General features: G+C 71.7%; 19 protein-coding genes. 5 read left to right on the top strand and 14 right to left on the bottom strand.

Annotated features, from left to right (window positions below; all coding sequences use genetic code 11):
- Positions 1-40 precede the first annotated feature (40 nt).
- From HNP44_RS08010 to aspS, 5 genes are read right to left on the bottom strand one after another with little or no spacing between them, the layout of a single operon-like run.
- A complete protein-coding gene (locus HNP44_RS08010; protein WP_259143212.1) occupies positions 41-1,147 on the bottom strand; it encodes a hypothetical protein in 1,107 nt (368 codons plus the stop codon).
- A 15-nt stretch (positions 1,148-1,162) separates the two neighbouring features.
- Complete coding sequence (locus tag HNP44_RS08015; protein WP_259143211.1) at positions 1,163-2,080, bottom strand: transglutaminase family protein; 918 nt, start codon at positions 2,078-2,080, stop codon at positions 1,163-1,165.
- Complete coding sequence (locus HNP44_RS08020) at positions 2,071-4,545, bottom strand: circularly permuted type 2 ATP-grasp protein (RefSeq protein ID WP_259143210.1); 2,475 nt, start codon at positions 4,543-4,545, stop codon at positions 2,071-2,073. The genes HNP44_RS08015 and HNP44_RS08020 overlap by 10 nt, the downstream gene beginning before the upstream one ends.
- Positions 4,542-5,474 carry a DUF389 domain-containing protein gene (locus HNP44_RS08025; RefSeq protein WP_259143209.1) on the bottom strand — a complete coding sequence of 311 codons (933 nt, stop codon included), beginning with the start codon at positions 5,472-5,474 and terminating at the stop codon, positions 4,542-4,544. Before HNP44_RS08025 ends, HNP44_RS08020 begins: the two co-directional genes overlap by 4 nt.
- A gap of 4 nt (positions 5,475-5,478) precedes the next feature.
- Complete coding sequence (gene aspS, locus HNP44_RS08030; RefSeq protein WP_259143208.1) at positions 5,479-7,281, bottom strand: aspartate--tRNA ligase; 1,803 nt, start codon at positions 7,279-7,281, stop codon at positions 5,479-5,481.
- 97 nt (positions 7,282-7,378) lie between these two features.
- Here aspS and ypfJ point away from each other — a divergent pair, with 97 nt between their 5' ends.
- The 3 genes from ypfJ to HNP44_RS08045 are packed head-to-tail and all read left to right on the top strand — an operon-like array spanning position 7,379 to position 10,423.
- Positions 7,379-8,275, top strand: coding sequence for a KPN_02809 family neutral zinc metallopeptidase (gene ypfJ / locus HNP44_RS08035; protein WP_259143207.1), 897 nt, complete (start codon positions 7,379-7,381; stop codon positions 8,273-8,275).
- A gap of 4 nt (positions 8,276-8,279) precedes the next feature.
- Positions 8,280-8,756 (top strand): hypothetical protein, encoded by a 477-nt coding sequence (locus HNP44_RS08040; protein WP_259143205.1) that lies wholly within the window; start codon positions 8,280-8,282, stop codon positions 8,754-8,756.
- A 20-nt stretch (positions 8,757-8,776) separates the two neighbouring features.
- The gene (locus tag HNP44_RS08045) at positions 8,777-10,423 is read left to right on the top strand and encodes a DUF885 domain-containing protein (protein WP_259143204.1); all 1,647 of its coding nucleotides are present in this window, start codon (positions 8,777-8,779) and stop codon (positions 10,421-10,423) included.
- Between the two features lie 3 nt (positions 10,424-10,426).
- On the opposite strand, the gene HNP44_RS08050 is transcribed toward HNP44_RS08045, so the two are convergent.
- The gene (locus tag HNP44_RS08050) at positions 10,427-11,308 is read right to left on the bottom strand and encodes a diacylglycerol/lipid kinase family protein (RefSeq protein ID WP_259143203.1); all 882 of its coding nucleotides are present in this window, start codon (positions 11,306-11,308) and stop codon (positions 10,427-10,429) included.
- Positions 11,305-12,894: an FAD-binding oxidoreductase gene (locus tag HNP44_RS08055; RefSeq protein WP_259143202.1), complete on the bottom strand. Its 1,590-nt coding sequence runs from the start codon at positions 12,892-12,894 to the stop codon at positions 11,305-11,307. Before HNP44_RS08055 ends, HNP44_RS08050 begins: the two co-directional genes overlap by 4 nt.
- A 15-nt stretch (positions 12,895-12,909) precedes the next feature.
- Between HNP44_RS08055 and HNP44_RS08060 the strand changes: the two genes are divergently transcribed.
- The gene (locus HNP44_RS08060) at positions 12,910-13,518 is read left to right on the top strand and encodes a TetR/AcrR family transcriptional regulator (protein WP_259143201.1); all 609 of its coding nucleotides are present in this window, start codon (positions 12,910-12,912) and stop codon (positions 13,516-13,518) included.
- Entirely contained in the window at positions 13,515-15,062 is a 1,548-nt protein-coding gene (locus HNP44_RS08065; RefSeq protein ID WP_259143200.1) for a glycerol-3-phosphate dehydrogenase/oxidase, read from the top strand. The genes HNP44_RS08060 and HNP44_RS08065 overlap by 4 nt, the downstream gene beginning before the upstream one ends.
- Here the strand turns inward: HNP44_RS08065 and HNP44_RS08070 are convergent.
- From HNP44_RS08070 to HNP44_RS08100, 7 genes are read right to left on the bottom strand one after another with little or no spacing between them, the layout of a single operon-like run.
- Positions 15,056-16,210: a GTP-binding protein gene (locus tag HNP44_RS08070; protein ID WP_259143199.1), complete on the bottom strand. Its 1,155-nt coding sequence runs from the start codon at positions 16,208-16,210 to the stop codon at positions 15,056-15,058. The genes HNP44_RS08065 and HNP44_RS08070 overlap by 7 nt on opposite strands.
- A gap of 46 nt (positions 16,211-16,256) precedes the next feature.
- On the bottom strand, positions 16,257-16,745 hold the full coding sequence (locus tag HNP44_RS08075; RefSeq protein WP_259143198.1) for an SRPBCC family protein: 489 nt from the start codon (positions 16,743-16,745) through the stop codon (positions 16,257-16,259).
- Positions 16,742-17,137: a metalloregulator ArsR/SmtB family transcription factor gene (locus tag HNP44_RS08080; protein WP_259143196.1), complete on the bottom strand. Its 396-nt coding sequence runs from the start codon at positions 17,135-17,137 to the stop codon at positions 16,742-16,744. Before HNP44_RS08080 ends, HNP44_RS08075 begins: the two co-directional genes overlap by 4 nt.
- A gap of 33 nt (positions 17,138-17,170) precedes the next feature.
- On the bottom strand, positions 17,171-18,211 hold the full coding sequence (locus HNP44_RS08085; RefSeq protein ID WP_259143194.1) for an Rv2578c family radical SAM protein: 1,041 nt from the start codon (positions 18,209-18,211) through the stop codon (positions 17,171-17,173).
- 54 nt (positions 18,212-18,265) lie between these two features.
- The gene (locus HNP44_RS08090) at positions 18,266-18,958 is read right to left on the bottom strand and encodes a hypothetical protein (RefSeq protein WP_259143189.1); all 693 of its coding nucleotides are present in this window, start codon (positions 18,956-18,958) and stop codon (positions 18,266-18,268) included.
- A 5-nt stretch (positions 18,959-18,963) separates the two neighbouring features.
- Positions 18,964-20,271 carry a histidine--tRNA ligase gene (hisS, locus tag HNP44_RS08095; RefSeq protein ID WP_259143187.1) on the bottom strand — a complete coding sequence of 436 codons (1,308 nt, stop codon included), beginning with the start codon at positions 20,269-20,271 and terminating at the stop codon, positions 18,964-18,966.
- On the bottom strand, positions 20,268-21,005 hold the full coding sequence (locus HNP44_RS08100) for an MBL fold metallo-hydrolase (RefSeq protein WP_259143185.1): 738 nt from the start codon (positions 21,003-21,005) through the stop codon (positions 20,268-20,270). The genes hisS and HNP44_RS08100 overlap by 4 nt, the downstream gene beginning before the upstream one ends.
- Between the last annotated feature and the right edge of the window lie 56 nt (positions 21,006-21,061).

Here is a 21,061-nt window from a genome sequence, read left to right on the forward strand (position 1 = left end):
CGGGCGCGGACCCCCGCGGGGCGGGTCACCGCGGGGCGGGTCATAGCGCGCGGACCTTCGCGGCGGCGGCGACGGCGAAGTCGTGCACCCGCGGGTCGGCGGCGGCCAGGCGGTCCCAGCGGGCCGCGAGATCGTCGTACGACCACGCCGGCAGGCTGTCGAGGTGGCCGGCGTCGATGCGGCTGGCGGAATCGAGGCCGAGTGCCCAGTAGGTGGCGAGGGTGAGCCAGGCCAGCTTCGCGGTGGTCACGTGGCGGCGCAGCGCCACATCGTCGCCCAGACGGGGCCACAGGCGCACGATCTCCGAGCGCCAGGCCTCCACGATCGCGATGTCCAGCTCGGGGTCGTGGCCGTCCTCGGTGCAGTCGGGGTAGGTCAGCAAGACGTAGGCGACGTCCAGGGCACCATCGCGGAAGCCCGCCCACTCGTAGTCGAGGAAACGGACGGCACCGCCCACGACGTGGGTGTTGTCGGGGCCGACGTCGGACGGGCTGAACGCGCGGAATGGTCCCTCGGCGAAGAGGGCGACGGCGGCGGCGAGCACGGCGCGCGCGCCCGCGTCGACCCCGCCCACCGCGGCGGGCACGGCCGCGGCGGCGCGTGCGGCCTCTCCGGCGATCGGGTCGTTGCGGGAGTCGGTGTGCTCGCGGCGGGCGAGCACGGACAGGTCTCGTTCGCGGCCGTAGGTGCCGGCATGCATGCGGCCGAGGGCCTGGGCCCAGGCGGAGAGCACCATGGCGGCGCCCGACGACGGCGTGCGGCGCAGCAGGTCCCCCATCGTCTCACCCTCGCCGAGGTCCTGGAGCACGAGGATGCGCTGCTCCGCATCGGACGCCAGGAGCTGCGGGCCGGGCCGCGCATCGACCGGCAGCGCGGTCGCGAACTTGTAGGCGGCCCCCTCCCGGGCGAAGGCCTCCGAGTGGTCCTTGTCGGTGTGGTCGGCAGCACGCAGCTGCTTGATCACGACGGACCGCGGCAGTAGCGGGTTGTTGTGCAGCACTCTCACGCGCATCACCAGCGTGCGGCCGGAACCACCCAGATCCTCGGGTTCGCCCAGCTCGACGGAGGCGCCGACCCGGCGACCCAGCAGGCCCTCCACCGCGGAAAGGGCCGCCCTCGTCGTCTCGTACCCCAGCGCGGTGACCATCACGTCCAACCTACCTCAGTCGGGCAGGGGCGCGACGTCCACGGAGACATGGATCTTCGATCCCTTCGATTCGGTGTAGATGACGCCGCGCAGGGGCGGAACGTCCTCGTAATCGCGGCCCCATGCGACGGTCACGTGCCGCTCGTCGACGAACTTGTTGTTGGTCGGGTCGAACGGCAGCCATCCGTCGCCGGGCAGCCACACGGCGGCCCACGCGTGGGTGGCGCCGGCGCCGACGACCCGGTCCTGGCCGGGCGGCGGCTCGGTCGCGAGGTAACCCGAGACGTACCGCGCGGCGAGGCCCTTGGACCGTAGGCAGGCGATCGCGACGCGCGCGAAGTCCTGGCAGACGCCCTCGCGGCGTTCCATGACGGTGCCGACGCGGGTCGAGACGTTCGTCGCGCCCGACTTGTACGCGAAGTCCGTGTAGATCCGAGTGGTCAGCTCCTCGACGGCCTCCACGAGTGGTTTCCCGGGGGTGAAGATGGCGTCGGCGTACCCGCGCACGGCGTCGTCGATCTCTGCCGGCCGCTGGTCGAGGCGGTACTGCGCGGCGAGGGCACCCGCCTCGCCGACGGGCCGCGCGAGCTCCCAGGGCGCGAGCGCGGGGCCCTCATCGGTGATCGCACGGTCCAACGGATCGACCTCGACCACCGACTCGCCGCGCACCAGCAACCGGGTGTGCGGCGTGGTCACGTGGAAGTACGTGTCGGTGTTGCCGTAGGCGTCGACGCCCTCGGAGCGGTCCGAGGGCTCGGGCCCGACGATGATGGCGTGCTCGTCGACCCGCTGGTCGGACAGCTCCCGCGGCGAGAGGTAGCAGCGCCCGAAGCTGGAGGTGACCTCCGCGTCGTAGGTGTACGTGGTCTCGTGCACCACGCGGTACCGGCGGGTCCGGGAGTCCTCGGTGCGCCGCGAGAAACTCAGCCCCATGACTGCACCCCCACCCAGATCGGCCGTGCAGCGGCGGGCGGCGCGAATCGCGTCCGCTCGAGGACGTCGGAGACCTCCCGCACGCCGTCCTCGACCGCGTCGAGCAGGACCTCGACCTCGGACCGGCGCCCGTCGACCATCGTCTCGGCGTCGTCGAGGTCGAACCGCCCCAGCTGCGCGAGGACCTCGCCGACGGTGCGCTCGCACGTGGCGCTGCGCAGTTCGTCGGGCAGCTGGGCGAGGTCGGCGGACAGTGCCGTGAGCGCAGCGACGAGCGACCTCGGGTTGGTCGCGTCGAGGAACATCAGGTCGACGGCAGCGCCCGCGCGGAGGACGGCGCGATGCCTGCGACGGTAGGTGACGGCGGACTCGCAGGTCACGAGATAGGCATCGAGCAGGCCGGCCTCGATGTCGGCGGGATTCTCGGGAACCACCATCGCCCGGGTCACGGCCGTGAGCTGCAGCGCGCGCTCGATACGGCGGCCGGCGTCCATCATCAGCCACGCCGGGTCCTGCACCAGCGACTCCCGGCCGAGGCCGGCGAAGGCCAGCAGCGAGACCAGGACCTCGCCGAGCGTCTGGTCGAGCTGCTCCCCCGCGTCGTCGCGGTCGGCCGCGAGCCGCCCCAGCGAGCGCTCGGCACCGCTGAGCACCAGCCAGGTGTCGGTGGACATCTGGTCGCGCACGGCCCGCAGGCTGGACCGCAGTCGCACGCCCGAATGCGCGACGCTCCCCGGCACGTCGACGTCGAGGGTGAGCCGGCGCAGTCGCGCGAGTACGTCCGTCTGCTCGGTCCCCTCCACGACGATCGGTCCGAGCTGATCGGTGACAGTGGCCGCGACGACCGCGTCGAGCAGTGGCTGCAGCACGTCGGCGCCCGCCTGCCACGGTCGGTGCCGGAATTCGCGGCTCCGGTCGTGCGCCATCGACAGCATCCGCACGGTGGCCTCGGCACGCTCTGCGTACCGGCCGATCCAGAACTGGTCCGAGAGCACACGCGGCGTCGCGACCGGCCCGCTGGCGGCGCCGCCGATCCGGCCCGAGCGGGGCGCGGTCGCCACCCGGGCGGGGGCGCGCAGGTCCTCCGACGAGGGCACCCACACGTCACGGGCGGCCGACGAGTGCAGCAGGGCACCGTCGGCACCGTCGGCAAGCACCTGGCCGAGCCCGCCCGGCAGCACGGTGTAGCCGGACTCCTGGGCGAGGGCGAAGGCGCGCAGGGCGAAGCCGCGCTCGGTGACGGCGCCGCGCTCGACGGCGGGCCGGCCCGTGAACGGCACGAGCGTCTTGATGCACCACACCGTCGGGTCGGCGCCGATCCGACGACGCAGGTCGCTGACCTGTACTTCGGAGAGCGACGCGCCCGCGAAGCGCTCGCCGGTGGCGAAGTTCAGCACGACCCGATCGTCGAGCGGACCGTCGACCGCGGCGCGACCGGCCGGTGTCGCGGCGTGCAGGGTCGGCGTGGACGGGAGCAGCAGGTCTTCGTCGAGGAGGTCGCGGCACAGCTGCGGCAGGTACGCGTGCAGGGCCGGATTCTCGAGGACGCCCGAGCCGAGCGTGTTGACGACGGTGACCGCACCGCGGGTCATCATCTCCACCAGGCCGACGACGCCGAGTTGCGAATCGGTGCGCAGGTCCAGGGGGTCGGAGAACTCGGAGTCGACACGCCGCAGGATCACATGGACGCGCTTCATCCGGCCGAGCGAGCGCATGAAGACGCCCCCATCGCGCACGGTCAAATCGGATGCCTCGACGAGCGGGAAGCCGAGCACCGACGCGAGGTAGGCCTGGTCGAAGGCGGTCTCCGAGAACGATCCGGGGCTGAGCACGACGACGGTCGGGTCGTCGACGCCGGGGGGCGCCGCCTCGACCAGCTGGACACGCAGGGACGCCGCGAAGGACGCGACGGGACGCGGCGTCTCGGCCCGGAGCTCGCGCGGCAGGGCGCGGGAGGTCACCCGGCGGTCGGCGAGCGCGTAGCCCACGCCCGACGGGGCCTGGGTGCGGTCGGCGACTGCGACGTACCCGGTCACCTCGTCGCCGGCGGCCTCCCCGAGGTCGACGCCGTGCAGGAAGAGCGAGCGCGGGCCGGGTGACGGGACGCCGACGGCGCGCCGGATGAAGCCGGGGTGCGCGAAGAGCACTTCGGGCGGCACGGTGCCGGTACGCACGGTGCGTTGCTCTCCGTAGAAGTCCTTGAGGACCGCGTCGAGCAGCAGCGAGCGCTGCGCGACGCCGCGCGCGAGGGCATCCCACTCGTCCGTGCTCAGCAGCACCGGCAGCGGATCGAGCCGCCACGGGCCGGGCTCGGTCGTGCTCCCCGGTACCGCGGGATCGTCGACGGCGGGGAGGGCGTCGAGCGCGTTGTAGGTGATCCCCTCGTCGTCGACGAGGCCGCGGACCCGCGCGGACAAACGCCGTAGGCCCGCGGGATCGAGATCGCGAAGAGCGTCGATGCTCACAGGCCCACCTGCTCCCGCATGTCGCGCCACGCGGCCGGCCGCAGGAGCAGCACGAGGACTCCCGCGACGACGATGCCGACCAGGTTGATCGCGAGCTGCCCCGTCGATTCGAGGGCGCGCTGCCACTCCCCGACCGTCGCGGCGACCACGGCGTACCCGGCGGCGGGCACCGTCGTGACCGAGATGAAGACGCCGACAAGCGCGGCCGACTTCGCGGTGACCATCGAGATCATGCCGGCGGCGCCGGCCAGCAGCGCGACGATGAGCGAGAACGGCCCGACCCGGTAGATGAAGTCGACCTGGCCTGCGGAGTCGAGGACGTCCACGGTGAACAGGTCCGCGGCGAGCGCGGCCTCCGCGCCGAGCCAGGTGCACACCATCGCGACCGGGAAACCGACCGACAACGCGAGCACCGGGCGCACCGCGAAGTGCAGGCGACGGATCGCGAGCGCCACCGCGATCGCGGCGAGCGGCCCGAACTCCGGCCCCACGACCATCGCGCCGACCACCGTCACCGGCGAGTTCGTCACCACGCCCACCGCAGCCAGCAGCACGGCGAGCACCAGGAACGCCAGGAAGGTCGAGTTGAGCGTCGACTCCTCGCGGGTCCGGGCGGTCAGTTCCTCCCAGACCACGGCGTCCGACGGGTCGCCGGGCACCGCTTTCTCCGCGGCGTCCGCGGCATCGGAGAGCACCGTGTCCAGCGTCGAGACGGTGACGGCACCGTCGGCGGGTATGCCAAGCTCCTCGAGGCCCTGCAGCACGCGATGCGCGGCCTCTCGGGTGACCTCCGCGCTGAGCACGTCGCCCGCGGGGGTGAGCGACGCGCCGAGCGCCAGCGTGATGTGGGTGACCCCCGGCCGTGACCGCAGCTGCGCGAGCACCGCGTCGGTCCGGTCCGGCGGGCTGATCACCCGGATGTGGCGCACGCGGCTACTTCTGCTCGGCGCCCTGGTCCGCCTCGGCCTGCTCCGGCTTCTTGGGCTTGGCGTCCATGCCCGACTCGCGGCGCTGCTGCACCGTGATGGCCGCGGGCGCGTCGGTCAGCGGGTCGACGCCGCCGCCCGACTTCGGGAAGGCGATGACCTCGCGGATCGAAGACGCGCCGGCGAGCAGCGAAACCACACGGTCCCACCCCAGGGCGATGCCACCGTGCGGCGGGGCGCCGTAGGAGAAGGCGTCGAGCAGGAAGCCGAACTTCTCGCGGGCCTGCTCCTCGTCGATGCCCATGATCGCGAAGACGCGCTCCTGGACGTCCTTGCGGTGGATACGGATCGATCCGCCGCCGATCTCGTTGCCGTTGCAGACGATGTCGTAGGCGTAGGCCAGGGCGCTGCCCGGGTCGGTGTCGAAGGTGTCGATCGATTCCGGCTTGGGGCTGGTGAAGGCGTGGTGCACGGCCGTCCAGGCGCCGTCGCCCACGGCCACGTCGCCCGAGGCGGTCGCGTCGTCGGCGGGCTCGAACAGCGGCGCGTCGACGACCCAAGTGAAGGCCCAGTCGCCGTCCTTGATGAGGCCCAGCTTGTCGGCGATCTCGCCGCGGGCCGCGCCCAGCAGGGCGCGCATCGTCTTGGTGGGTCCGGCGGCGAAGAAGACGCAGTCGCCCGGCTGGGCGTGTACGTGCGCGGCGAGGCCGGCCCGCTCCTCGTCCGAGAGGTTCTTGGCGACGGGACCGGTCAGCTCGCCGTCCTCGCCGATCAGTACGTATGCGAGGCCGCGGGCGCCGCGCTGCTTGGCCCACTCCTGCCACGCGTCGAGCTGGCGACGGGGCTGGCTTGCGCCGCCCGGCATGACGACGGCACCGACGTACGGCGCCTGGAAGACGCGGAACGGCGTGTTCTTGAAGTACTCGGTGCACTCGACGAGTTCGAGGCCGAAGCGCAGGTCCGGCTTGTCGGAGCCGAAGCGGCGCATGGCCTCGGCGTAGGTCAGGCGCGGGATCGGGGTGGGGATCTCGTGGCCGATGAGCGACCACAGGGCCCCCACGATCTGCTCGCCGAGGGCGATCACGTCCTCCTGGTCCACGAAGCTCATCTCGATGTCGAGCTGGGTGAACTCGGGCTGACGGTCCGCGCGGAAGTCCTCGTCGCGGTAGCAGCGCGCGATCTGGTAGTACCGCTCCATGCCGGCGACCATGAGCAGCTGCTTGAACAGCTGCGGGCTCTGCGGCAGCGCGTAGAAGGTGCCGGGTCGCAGGCGTGCGGGCACCAGGAAGTCGCGGGCGCCCTCCGGGGTGGAGCGGGTCAGCGTCGGCGTCTCGATCTCGGTGAAGTCGTTGAGCGCGAGGATGTTGCGCGCCACGGCGTTGGCCTGACTGCGCAGCTTGATCGCGGCGGCGGGCCCCTCGCGGCGCAGGTCCAGGTACCGGTACTTCAGGCGCGCCTCCTCACCCGGCTCCTCGTCGAGCTGGAAGGGCAGTGGTGCCGATTCGTTGAGCACGGTCAGCTCGGCAACGTTGACCTCGATGGCGCCCGACGGCAGGTTCGGGTTCTCGCTGCCCTCGGGGCGCTTCTCGACGGTGCCGGTCACCAGCACGCAGTACTCGGAGCGCAGCCGGTGCGCCTGCTCGGCGACGTCCGACTCGCGGAAGACGACCTGGGCGACGCCGGAACTGTCGCGCAGGTCGATGAAGATCACACCGCCGTGGTCACGCCGACGCGCCACCCAGCCCGCGAGGGTGACGACGGTGCCGGCATCCTCTGCACGCAACGATCCGGCCAGGTGAGTGCGCAGCACTTTCGGGGTGTCCTTTCGACAGGGAATCTTCGAACGCCTGTCATGCTACGGGGCGAACCGGTTCACGATCTCACCCCCGCCATGGAATGCTGTGCGCATGACCTTTCAGGGCAACGGGCCACTCGACACGAGCAACGTCGGCGCAGGCGGGGGCGGCGGCATGGGCCGCGGAATGGTGATCGGCGGTGGCAGCATCGGCACCGTTGTGATCGGCCTGCTCATCTACTTCCTCACCGGCAGCACGGGCGGTGTCCCGCAGCAGGCCTCTCCCCAGGGCGGCTCGGGTGGCAGCGTCTCTCAGGCCGACCAGCAGCTCGAGCAGCATCTGAAGAGTTGCACCGTCGAACTCGCGAACACTGACACGGCCTGCCGCATCGTCGCCACGACGAACTCCCTGAACAAGGTGTGGCCGACGGTGCTGAAGGGATACCGAGCACCCCGGGGAAAGACGCTGATCATGCCGGTCGGAGCACAGTCGATCAACACCGGGTGCGGCGTCGCGGACGCTGGCACCGGCCCGTTCTACTGCCCCGCCGACGAGGTCTCGGTGTTCCAGCTCGACTTCATGGATCGCGTGATCAAGAAGCTGGGCGGTTCCAGTGGCCCGTTCTCTCAGGAGTACATCGTGGCCCACGAGTACGGGCACCACGTGCAGAAGCTGATCGGCACGATCAACAAGTCTCGCGAGGGTAACGGCGCGCAGGGCGGCTCCGTGCGCGTGGAGCTGCAGGCGGACTGCTTCGCCGGCGTCTGGGCCGCGCACGCCGACAAGGGAGCCGACGCCATGCTCGCGCCGCTGACGCAGCAGCAGATCTCCGACGCGATCACCACGGCGAAGGCGATTGGCGACGACACCATCCAGCGCAACGCCGGTCGCAACCCGAATCCGGAGTCGTTCTCCCACGGCACCTCCGCGCAGCGCGTCAAGTGGTTCACGCAGGGGTACCAGACTGGCGACCCGAACCAGTGCAACACCTTCAGCGGCACCATCTGATCCGGTGCTCGAAACGCTGATCCGCTGGGCCGCGTACATGGGCGGATGGCTGCTCGTGGCGGGGCCGCTCATCCAGGCGCGACTGGAGCTGGAAGCGGAGGCGACCGAACTGAGCGGCATCGGCGACGTCCTTCGCAGCACCGCGCCGCCGTCGCACCTCTCGCGGTGGTGGTGGCTGGTGCCGCCGGTCGCGATGTACCTCACCCGCCGCCGTCAGTCCGCCTTCCTGAACACCCTCGGTGAGCGTCTCGATGCCACGCAGATGACGCGGCTCGCCCGCTTCTTCGCCGTCGCCCGCGCGTGGATGATCGTGGCCTGCGGCGCGGCGCTCATCGCGATCAAGGAGACCTACGAGCTCGCCCATCACCAGCACTGGGGCGCGACCGGATTCTGGCTCCTCGCCCTGATCGCCGCGGTCGGCGTGGCCGCGACCAATGCGGCCACGTGGCGCAAGCCGGGCCGGACCGCGCGCGGCCTGTAGGCCCGGCCTAACCTGGTCGCATGTCGGATGCCGCAGCTGCGAACACGCCCATCGACCGGCTCGCCACCACGCTCGCCCTGCGCGTGGCGGCCACGGACCCGATCCTGGCGACGCACGCGGGGATCACCGAGCTCAACGACAAGCTCACGGACTTCTCCCCCACCGGGCTCGAGGCGAAGGCCACCGTCGGGCGGGAGACGCTGGCGCAGCTCGACGATCTGACCGAGGAGAACGACGCCGACCGCGTAACCGCGGCCACGCTCCGCGAGCGGCTGGGCGTGCACGGCGCGATCCACGACGCGGGGCGCACGGTCGGCGAGCTGAACGTCATCGCCTCGCCGATGCAGGACATCCGCGACGTCTTCGACCTGACTCCGTCGGGCACCCCGGACGAGATCGCCACGCTGACTGCCCGATTGGAGGCCGTGCCGTCCGCGGTCGACTCCGCCGTCGAGGGACTGCGGGTCCGCCTCGCCGAGGGTGCCTGGCCCTTCGCCGAGTTGCAGGTGCGGGAGGTACTGGCGCAGGCCCGCAAGGCGGGCGACCAGGTCGCGGCGAACGTCGACCGGCTGGGCGAGCGGACACCGTCTGACCTGAGGGACCGCGTGCGGGCCGCCTTCGACGGCTACGCTGACGTGCTCGAGTCCGAGGTCCTCCCCGCCGCGAAGGCGCTCGACGAGCCCGGTGGCCTGGGCGTTGGCCGCGAGGTCTACCCGCTGTATTCGCGGCTCTACCTGGGCGTGGACGTCGACCTCGAGGAGACCTACGCCTGGGGTCAGGAGCTGCTGGCGGGGATCGTCGCCGAGCAGCAGCAGGTAGCGCAGCGCCTCTATCCCGGCGCGACGGTGTCCGAGGCCCTCGCGCGGCTGGACACCGAGCCGCGGTACACGATCCACGGCACCGACGCGCTGCAGGAGTGGATGCAGAGGACCTCCGACGAGGCCGTGTCCACCCTGGCCGGGACCCATTTCGACATCCCCGCCGAGCTGCACCGGCTCGACTGCCGGATCGCGCCGAGCAACTCAGGTGGGATCTACTACACCGGCCCGTCCGCCGATCTGTCGCGCGCCGGTGCCATGTGGTGGTCGGTGCCGGACGGCGTGACCGAGTTCCACACGTGGAAGGAGAAGACCACCGTCTACCACGAGGGAGTGCCCGGACATCACCTGCAGATCGGGCAGTCGGTGATCGCGCCGCTCAACGTCTTCCGCAAGCTCGCGTCGTTCGTCTCCGGCCATGGCGAGGGGTGGGCGCTGTACGCGGAGCGGCTCATGCGCGATCTGGGCTTCCTCGATGACGACGGCGACCTCATGGGGATGCTCGACTCGCAGCGGCTCCGCGCCTCGAGGGTGGTGCTCGACATCGGCGTGCACTGCGGCTTCGAGGCGCCCGCGGAGGTCGGCGGCGGCGCGTGGACGTACGAGAAGGGATGGCGGTTCCTGCGATCGCACGTCGCTATGTCCGACGAGCAGCTGCGCTTCGAGTACCACCGGTATCTCGGCTGGCCGGGGCAGGCACCCTCGTACTCGGTGGGCCAGCGGGTGTGGGAGCAGACTCGCGACGCCTATCTCGCCGCGCACCCGGGATCGTCGCTCAAGGACTTCCACCGCGACGCCCTGGCGCTCGGCGGCATGGGTCTGGACACCCTGCGCGCCGCGATCGTCTGAGCGTCAGCGGGGTACGAGGACGGGGAGGACGGCCTTCCGGATCCCGACGGTGACGGGCAGCTCCTGGAGGTAGTCGCCGTCGGCGTGGACGGGGATCGGGCGATCGGCGCTGACGCACACCTCCTGGCCGCTGAACGTCAACACCTCCGCCCGCGCGACGTGGGCGCCCGTCTTAGCCTCTCCCATCGCGCTGATGAGCTTCAGCTTGTTCCCGGCACCGTCGACGGCGAGTACCTCGATGCGGCCGTTGGCCGAGGACGCGGCGGGAACCATGTGCAGGCCGCTGCCGTACCAGCCGGAGTTGGCGACCACCACCATGTGGACCGGGCCCTCGTGGACGGCACCGTCGACCTCGATCCGGAACCCGGCGGGCTTCCAGCGGAGCGCGGCGATCGCCGGGGCGAGGCGGTACGCGAGCGGCCCCATCCAGCGCAGTCTGTTGATGAGCTCGGCGGCCACGGAGTCCAGGCCGACGTAGACGTTGCCGACGGCGATCTCGTCACCGACGGTGAGCACGTCGAGATCCCTGCGGCGGCCGTCGGTGAGCACGTCGGCGATGCCGGACGGCTCGTCAGGAATACGCAGATGGCGGGCCATGTCGTTGCCGCGGCCCCCGGTGACGATACCCATGGGCGCACCCGGCACGCGGAGCACGCCGGTGGCGACCTCGCGGATCTGGCCGTCCCCGCCGACCGCGACGGTCAGCGCGCCCGACGCCGCGGCCTTCTCCGCGAGCCGTCGGGCGTCGGTGCTCGACGTCGACTCGACGACGTCCGTCGCGACGTCCCGGCGGGCCAACTCCTCGGCGACGGCGGCCCACCGGGTTCGCGCGGCCCCGCCGCCGGAGATCGGGTTGAGGACGGCGATGACGTCGGGGCCGGTCACGGGAGCAGGATCCCGGGGTTGAGCACGCCCTGCGGGTCGAGGGCGTCCTTGACCGCGCGCAGGGCGGTCACCTGCACGTCGCCGATCTCCTCCAGATAGGTGGCGCGGTGGTCCGTGCCGACGGCGTGATGGTGCGTGATGGACGCGCCGGCGCCGCGGATCGCGGCGTTCGCGGCGACCTTCGCGGCGCCCCACTGTGCCAGCGGATCCTCCAGAGCCTTCGCGATCACGGTGAAATACAGGCAGGCGCCGGTCGGGTAGACGTGCGAGATGTGGCACATGACCACGGCGGGCGTGCCCTGCTCGCCGAGGGCGCCGGTGAGCGCGGCGGTGACGTCGGCCTTGAGCCGGTCGACGTTCGACCAGAAGGTGACCGTCTCCAGCGTCTCGACGAGCGCGCCCGCGTCCAGCAACGGATCACGCAGGTACGGGCCGCGAAACCGCCCGACGCGCCAGGCCTCCCCCGGCTCCTCGCCGAGGAACTCGCCGCCCAGCTCGATCAGGCGCGCGGAGACGTAGCCGTCGCGGCAGTCGACGTCGGGCTCGTCGCCCTCGAAGCCGACCACCATCAGGCACCCGCCGACGGCCGCCTGACCGGCGGCCCCGGGGTTCGCGAGGTTGAGACCGGTCTCCGCCTCATCGGACAGGCGCACCACAGTCGGGCGGACGGAGCTCTGGGCCAGCACGCGCATGGCGTTCGCGCCGGCCGCGAAGTCAGGGAAGCGCCAGCCGTAGAAGCGGCGGACCTTCGGGACGGGGTGCACCCGGACACGGACGGCGGTGACCACGCCGAAGGCACCCTCGGAGCCGAGGAAGAGCTGGCGCAGGTCGGGGCCGGCGGCGGACTTGGGGGCGGTGCCGATCTCGGCGACGCCCTGCGGCGTGGCGACGGTGAGCCCGACGACCATCTCGTCGAACCGCCCGTAGCCGATCGAGGACTGCCCGGCGGAGCGGGTCACGGCGCAGCCGCCGACGGTGGCTCCCTCGTACGACTGCGGGAAGTGACCGAGCTCGTAGCCGTGCTGGGCGAGGAGGCGCTCGGCCTCGGGCAGGCGGGTTCCGGCCGCCAGGGTCGCGATCTGGGAGACGGTATCGAGGTCGATCAGCCCGGACAGGCCCCGCAAGTCCAGCGCCACGACGGGGCGGGTGCGCTCGGGCGCGAGGCCGCCGGCGACGGACGTGCCGCCGGCGAACGGGCTGAGCGTGAGGTCCTTGGCGGCGCAGACGGCGAGCACCTCGGCGACCTGCTCCGCGGTCTCCGGAACGACGACCGCATCGGGCGCGTCGGCGGTGTCGCCGGCACGGAATTTCAGCAGGTCCGGCGTGGAGTAGCCGCGCAGGTGCCCCAGCCGAGTAGCGTCGTCGGTGGCGACGGTCACACCCGACTTCTGCAGGGCCGCGAGGGCCCGGCCGGAGATGCGCGATGGCATGAGGAAGGGCTGCTCGGGCTCCCCCGGACCGCCTTCGATGCCGAGCATCGTGAGGGCGCCGAGTACCGACTCGGACAGGTGCATGGGGTTCGCGGGATCACCCCAGCGGCCGGGCTCGAAAGCGACGACGGGCAGATCCACCTCGGACGAAGTCATGATACATTTGTACACATGATGTCTCAGGATCTCAATCCTCGGCGGCCATCCACGCGCGGCCCGGCCAACGCCGTCGACGACGAGCTGATCCTCGACGCCGCCCGCGACCTGATGACAACCATCGGCATCCGCCGCACCACGATGGCCGACGTCGCCCGCACCGCGCAGGTCTCCCGCGCCACGCTGTACCGGCGCTACCCCAACGTCCAAGCCCTGGCCGCCGCGGTCACCACGCGCGAGTTCGTCGCCGCGCTCACCGGCGTCGGCCTGTTCGACGGCGCCACCGGCCGCGAGACCGTCGCGCGCACGGTCGTGCACGTGACCTCGGCGGCCCGCTCGCACCCGCTGCTGCGCCGCATCATCGAGCTCGATCCCGAGTTCCTCATGCCCTATCTACTGCACCGCACCGGCCGGACGTCCCGCGCCCAGCTCGAGGCGATCACCGGGGGCATCGCCGCCGGCCAGGCCGACGGGAGTATCCGCAGCGGGGAACCCGCCGAGCACGCCGCCGTCATGGTGCAGCTCGCCTGGTCGTCCGCGCTGACCGGGCCCGTGTTCACCGAGTCCACCGATCTGCTCGACGCCCAGCTCTTCGACCTCATCGACCGGTACCTCGCGCCGTGACCTCCCTCGATTCGATCGATCCCGCCTTCCGCCTCTCAGCGGCCCGCCGCTCCTCCGACCTCGCCGCTCTGACGGCCGATCCCACCGTCGACCTGCTGGTGATCGGCGGCGGCGTCACCGGCACCGGCGTCGCGCTCGACGCCGCGAGCCGTGGCCTGCGCGTCGCTCTGGTCGAGAAGCACGACATCGCCTTCGGCACGAGCCGCTGGTCCTCGAAGCTCGTGCACGGCGGTCTGCGCTACCTCGCCTCCGGCGCGGTCGGGATCGCCTACGAGAGCGCCGTCGAGCGCGACGCCCTCATCCGGTTCATCGCGCCGCATCTCACCCGTCCCCTCCCGCAGGTCGTGCCGCTGCTCGGCGACGTCCGGCGCCGCGACGCCGCCCTGACTCGCGTCGGCTTCCTCGCGGGCGACGCGTTGCGCCTCGCCGCCCGCACCCCCGGTTCCGAGCTGGCCCGCTCTCGCCGCATCTCCGCAGGAGAGGTGATCGCGATGGCCCCCACGGTGCGTCGCACGGGCCTGCGCGGCGGACTCCTCAACTGGGACGGCCAGCTCACCGACGACGCCCGACTCACCGTGGGCATCGCCCGCACCGCCGCGGGCCACGGCGCAATCGTCCTCACCCACTGCTCCGCCTCGCAGGTGACAGGCACCACCGCCACGATCACCGACGAGCTGACCGGGCACTCGGTCACCGTCCGGGCGAAGGCCGTGGTCAACGCGACCGGCGTGTGGTCGGGCTCCGTCGACCCGGCGATCACACTGCGCCCCAGCCGCGGCACGCATCTCGTGTTCCGGCAGGAGACCTTCGGCGGGCTCACTGCGGGCCTGACGGTGCCCGTCCCCGGCGCCTTCGGACGATATGTCTTCGCGCTGCCGCAGCCCGACGGACGGGTCTACGTAGGCCTGACGGACGAGGAGGCCGACGGTCCGCTACCCGATGTACCAACGCCCTCGGACGCCGAGATCGACTTCCTGCTCGCGACGGTGAGTCTGGCCCTCGGCACGCCGCTGACCCGCGACGACGTCGTCGGCACCTTCGCCGGCTTGCGCCCGCTGCTGGACTCCGGCGAAGGGCAGACGGCCGACGTCTCCCGCAAGCACGCGGTGCTCACCCGCGGCGACGGCCTCGTCACGGTCGTCGGCGGCAAGCTCACCACGTACCGCCGGATGGCGGAGGACGCCGTCGATGCCGCTCTCGCAGCGTCGAGCTTGACCGCCGGGCCCTGCGTCACCCGAACCCTGCCCCTGGTCGGCGCTACATCGCGGGACGCGCTGCGCCGCATCGACGCCCCCGAGCGGTTGGTGAGGGCGTACGGCACCGAGGCTCCCATCGTCGTCGCGCTCGCCGCCACCGACCCGGCGCTCGCTACACCCGTCGCCGACGGCACCGAGATCACCAGCGCGGAGCTGGCCTTCGGCGCGCTCGCCGAGGGCGCGATCACGGCCGAGGACCTACTCGAGCGCCGCACACGCCTGGCGCTCATCCCGGAGGTCGCCGCGGCGGCCGCGGGTGCCGCCCAGGCCGCCCTCGCCGCTCAATGACGGTGCGCCGGCACGTTCCACGCCGGTAGCCGGTCCGGGTACTCCACCCACGCGGCCGGGCCCTCGGCGACCTCGTCGTCGGTGAGCAGGGCGCGGTCGAGCAGATCCCGCATCCGCTCGGCGTCGAGGCGCACGCCGATGAAGACCAGCTCCTGCTGCGGCGCACCGTCGACCTGGGACCAGTAGGCGGCGGGCTCAATGGTGAGGTTCGGCCCGGCCTGCGACCAGACGCCCACCAGGTCGGGACGGCTCGCGATCCAGCAGAAGCCCTTGCTCCGGAGCACCGCCCGCACCTCCGCCAGCGACTCGAGCAGCCGCTGCGGATGGAACGGCCGGTCGGCCCGGTAGGCGGTCGAGGAGATGCCGTACTCCTCCGTCTCGGGCGTGTGGCCGCCGATCACCTCGTCGTCCCATCCGGCGACGGACGACGCGGCCTCGTGGTCGAACAGGCCGGTGCCGATCACCTCGGCGACCGCGATCTCGCCGCGCGGCAGCGGCCGCATCCGCGCCCGTGGATTGAGCCGCCGCACGGTCGCCTCGACCGCGCCGCCGGCCGCGGCCGAGACCAGATCCAGCTTGCTGATGAGCACGACGTCGGCGAATTCGACCTGGTCGATGAGCAGGTCGGCGATGGACCGCTCGTCGCCCGCGGCGGCGCCGAGTCCGCGCTGCGCGAGGCTGGAACCGCGGGCGATCTCGCCGAGGAACGTGCTGGCGTCGACCACGGTGACCATCGTGTCGAGGGCGGCGAGGTCGCCGAGGCGACTGCCGTCGTCGAAGGTCCAGTCGAACGTCGCGGCCACGGGCATGGGCTCGGAGATGCCGGTGGATTCGATGACGAGGTGATCGAAGCGGGGCTCTCCTTCGGGGGTGCGCTGGCGCGCGATCGCCCCGACGGCGTCGACGAGGTCCTCGCGCAGGGTGCAGCAGATGCACCCGTTGCTGAGCTCGACGAGCTTCTCCTCGGTGCGATCGAAGCCGCCGAGATCGACCAGCGCGGCGTCGACGTTGACCTCACTCATGTCGTTGACGATCACCGCGACGCGCAGGCCGTCGCGATTGGTGAGCAGGTGGTTGAGCAGCGTGGTCTTGCCGGCGCCGAGGAAGCCGGAGAGGACGGTGACAGGCAGAGGGGCTGAGTCGGTCATGCCACTAATAGTAATCGTTTTCATTAGTGGCGCGAGGGCGGCCCCGTCACTCGCCGCCGTAGTGCACCGACATCGCCGGGAAGTAGTCCTCGAAATCCGGTGCTGCACGGCCGGTCTCGGCGGCGACGAGCGCGTCGAGGTAGTACTCCCAGCCCGGCCCCACCTCCGCGGCGTTGGCCGCGGCGTCGAGATGGTGGACGAAGGTCAGCCGGGTGCGGTCACCGTCCCGCTCGACGAGCGCTTCGAGGTTCCACTCGCCGTACTCGTCCTTGGAGTGCACGCCGAGCCTGCGGGGCGGCTCGCACGCCGTGATGGTCATCGGCATCACGGGAGCGCCCTCTTCGAAGCCCATCGTCACCTGCACGACCGAGCCGACTCCGGGCTCACCCACCCAGGGACCGAACCACCGCGCCGTCCGGCCGGGCTCCGTGATCGAGGCCCAGACGTCGTCGACGCCCGCGTGGAAGTACCGCTCGAGTATCAGGTCGCACCCACCGTCGGTGGGCTCCACGCGCCCCGTCGCCTGCTTGGTCATGCCGTTCCCCGTTCTCGTGTTCCATCGATCTCCGTGGCACCCGCAGCATCCGCCGCGCGGACGCTGTCGCGCCGCGTGCGGCGCACCTCCGTATCCAGCGCGGGCGAGGCCAGCAGGCCCGCGAGCCGCGCGGGCCCACGCACCCGCATCAGCCAGCCGTCGATCTCGTCGAGCGCGTCGAGCCGCAGCACGTACGTCCGCTCGCGCCCGTCCTCGCCCGACAGTCCGTCCTCAACGACGCCCGCGTCGCGGAGCACGCGCAGATGCCGACTGATGGCTGGGCGGCTGATGTCGAACTCGGCGGCGACCTGCCCCGCGGTCATCGGAGATGCACTCAGCAGCACCACGATCCGGCGTCGCACCGGGTCGGCGATGGCCGCGAAGACGCTCACCCCAGAAGCGTAACATGATGGTTACGCACCTGGCTAGAAGAGCGACTCCTGCAGGTCCGGCGCGGCCGAGCCGTGAACCCGCCCGGTGCGCGGCACACGTTGCGGCGGACTCGCGTACGGATCCTCCAGGCGCAGCAGCCCGAACTCCTCTAGCATCGGCGTGACGCGGGCGCGCAGGTGGGTCCGGTAGTCGGCAGAGACGCGGCCGGTGGAGCCGTACAGCTGGCGGTAGCGCCGCACCAGCATCGGATGATTCTCCGACAGCCACCCGAGGAACCAGTCCCGGTACCGCCCCGTGAGGTTCAGCGCCATGACCGAGGCGCTGGCCGCCCCGGCGTCCGCGAGCGCCGCGATGAGCGCGCGCAGCGAGGCCGCGTCGTCGGTGAGATAAGGCACGACGGGGGCGACCATGACGTGACAGTCGAAGCCCGCGTCCGCGATGGCGCGAATGAGCTCCAGCCGAGCCTCGGGCTTCGGCGTCCCTGGCTCGAGCGAGCGCTGCAGCTCCGGATCGAGCAGCGCCAGCGATACCGACAACTGCACCGGCACGCGCGTGGCGGCCGTGGTGAGCAGCGGCAGGTCGCGCCGCAGGAGAGTCCCCTTGGTGAGGATCGAGATCGGCGAGCCCGCGCCGGCGAGAGCCCCGATGACGCCGGGCATGAGCCGGTACCGCCCCTCGGCGCGCTGGTACGGATCGGTGTTCGTGCCCAGCGCCACCGGCTCGCCCTTCCACGACGCGCGGCGCAGCTCCTTCTTGAGCACCGAGACCAGGTTCGTCTTCACCACGATCTGCGAGTCGAAGTCCCCGCCCGCGTCGAACTCGAGGTACTCGTGGCTCGATCGCGCGAAGCAGTACGTGCACGCATGCGTGCAGCCGCGGTACGGATTAACGGTCCACGAGAAGGGCATCGCCGAGGACTCCGGCAGCTTGTTCAGCGCACTCTTGCAAAGCACCTCGTGAAAGGTGATGCCCTCGAACTCCGGCGTCGTGACGGTGCGCCCCACGCCCTCAAGGCCGGGCAGCGCACGCACGCCCGAACCGGCATCACTCAGCAGCTGACCGTCCCATCGCACACCGCTAGTCGAACATTTTGTTCGATCACAGTCAAGTGTTCGAACACTGCGCGTCTACCACGGCGGCCGGGCGATCTCGTCCACCTCGTCGGCCGTGAAGATCAGCTCCTCGGTGCCGCCGACCTCCCGCGCGATGCCGGCAGCGCGGAACAGCGGCCGGTCGCGCATCGGCGTCGACGAGGCCTGCGACCGTGACTGTTCCGCGAGCACCCGCCCGATGTCGCGCACTTCCGCGCGACGGTTGCGGTCCAGCGCCTCCGCTAGCCGGCGGGTTCCCAGCATCGGCAGCTCGCGGCCGCGCACCCGACCGCGGCCGGGCCCCTCGTACAGGGCGACCGGCAGGCGCACCGTCGTCCTCCCATGCCGGATGCGCAGCGAGACCTGCGCGAACCGCGCCACCTCGGCGACGAGGTCGACCTCATCGGCGTCCATGAGGTTCACCCGCTGCGTGCGTAGCGTCCGCCGGGTGAGCACACGGTGGTCGAGCACGACGCGTCGCCGCGCGACGCCCAGGTATCCGCCCAGCCCCGGCGCCGCGCCCGCGAGCAGCACCGCGGTGCCCCACCCCGGGCCCGCCACGACGGCAACGAAGACGGCGACCACGACGGTCACGAGCAGCCCCACCGCCACCGCACGACGCACCTTCGGCAACACCACGCGGGGCGGGATCAGGTCCACATCGACCGCGTCCTCCGCACTCAGCGCCCACGGGTCGCGGGCGCCGGGCTCGGCAGGACTGGAGGACACGCGGGCTACCCTGCGCTCTCGGCGCTCTCGGCGCTCTCAGCCACGATCACGTCCACGACGGTATCGATCGGGAGCGCGCGCTGCTCCCCCTGCGCCAGATCCTTGACCATGACGACGCCCTGCTCGAGCTCCGCGTCCCCCAGAATCAGCGCGAATCGCGCGCCCGAGCGGTCCGCGGCCTTCATCGCGCCCTTCATGGCGCGGTTGCCGTAGGCCATGTCGGAGGCGACGCCGGCCAGGCGCAGGCGGCCGAGCAGCGGCACCATGGCGTCGCGCGCGGCGTCGCCGAGCGGCACGCCGAAGGCCACCACACGGGGTGCCGCCGGGGCGCGCTTCCCCTCCGCCGTGAGCGCCAGCAGCGTGCGGTCCACACCGAGCCCGAAGCCGACGCCGGTGACGCCCTCGCGGCCGCCGAGCTGCTCGACGAGGCCGTCGTAGCGGCCGCCGCCGCCGATGCCCGATTGCGCGCCGAGGCCGTCGTGGACGAACTCGAAGCAGGTCTTCGTGTAGTAATCGAGCCCGCGGACCAGCCGCGGGTTCACCACGTAGGGCACCCCCAGCGCATCGAGGTAGCCGAGCACCTTCTCGAAGTGCTCCTTCGGCTCCGGCGTGAGGTTGTCGATCATGAGCGGGGCGTCGGCGGTCATCGCCTTGACCTCGGGCCGCTTGTCGTCGAGCACCCGCAGCGGGTTGATCTCGGCGCGACGGCGTGTTTCCTCGTCAAGGTCGAGCGCGAAGAGGAACTCCTGCAGCTTCTCGCGGTACTGCGGACGGCACGTCGCGTCGCCGAGGCTCGAGACCTCCAGCCGGAAGCCGTCGAGGCCGACGCTGCGGTAGGCCCGGTCCGCCACGGCGATCACCTCGGCGTCCAGCGCCGGGTCGTCCACGCCGATCGCCTCCATGCCCACCTGCTGCAGCTGCCGGTAACGCCCCTCCTGGGGACGCTCGTAGCGGAAGAACGGGCCCGCGTAGGCGGCCTTCACCGGCAGCTGGCCGCGGTCGAGGCCGTGCTGCAGGACCGCGCGGACCACTCCCGCGGTGCCCTCGGGGCGCAGCGTGACGGATCTGTCGCCACGGTCGGCGAAGGTGTACATCTCCTTCGCGACCACGTCCGTCGACTCGCCGACGCCCCGCGCGAAGAGCGTGGTGTCCTCGAAGATCGGCAGCTCGATGTAGCCGTACCCCGCCTCGGCGGTAGCCCGCAGCAGCGCGGTGCGCACGGCGAGGAAGTCGGCGGAGCTGTTCTTCTCCCCCGACGGCACCGGGATGTAGTCGGGAATGCCCTTGGGAGCCTGGAAGCTACTGGCGCTCACAGTCCGTATCGTCCTTTCCGCTCACCCGGCGTCTGCGTGCCGGTGAGGCCCTGCAGGAACGGGTTCGACGCCCGCTCCCGTCCGATGGTGGTGGCGGGACCGTGCCCGGGCAGGACGACGGTGTCGTCCCGCAGCGGCAGCAGCTTCGCCGCGATGGATTCGAGGAGCCGCTCGTGGCTACCGCCCGGGAGGTCGGTCCGTCCGATCGAGCCCTGGAACAGGACGTCGCCGTCGAAGGCGACGGTGACCGTCTCGCCCTCGACCGGGGCACCGGCACCGTCGATCGCGGGCGCCTGCACGGTGAAGACGATCGAACCCGCGGAGTGTCCGGGCGCATGGTCCACGCCGAAGGTGATCCCGGCGAGGGTGACGGGCTCACCGTCAACGAGGTCGATGACCTTCTGCGGCTCGACGAAGACCTGGTCGCCGATCATCGCGCCGAGGGCGGCGCCGATGCCGACGGCGGGATCGGCGAGCATCGCCCGGTCGCCCTCATGGATGTGGACGGGGATGCCGTACTCGTCGGCGAAGGGCTGCGCGGTCCACGTGTGGTCGAGGTGACCGTGGGTGAGCAGGACCGCGACCGGGTTCAGGCGATGCTCGGCCAGCACCTGCTTGAGGGGCGTGACGGCGTCCTGACCGGGGTCGATGACGACGGCGTCGGAGTCCGGACCGGCTGCGACGACGTAGCAATTGGTCTGGAACACCCCCGCAGGGAATCCGGTGATCAGCATCGGACCATTGTCGCACCAGACCCGGTGACGGCGTCTATCAGGTTTAGCTGGCAGAC

Origin of the sequence: Tsukamurella ocularis, from assembly GCF_024807615.1 — a bacterium.
In the GTDB taxonomy this organism is placed as follows: Bacteria; Actinomycetota; Actinomycetes; order Mycobacteriales; family Mycobacteriaceae; genus Tsukamurella; species Tsukamurella ocularis.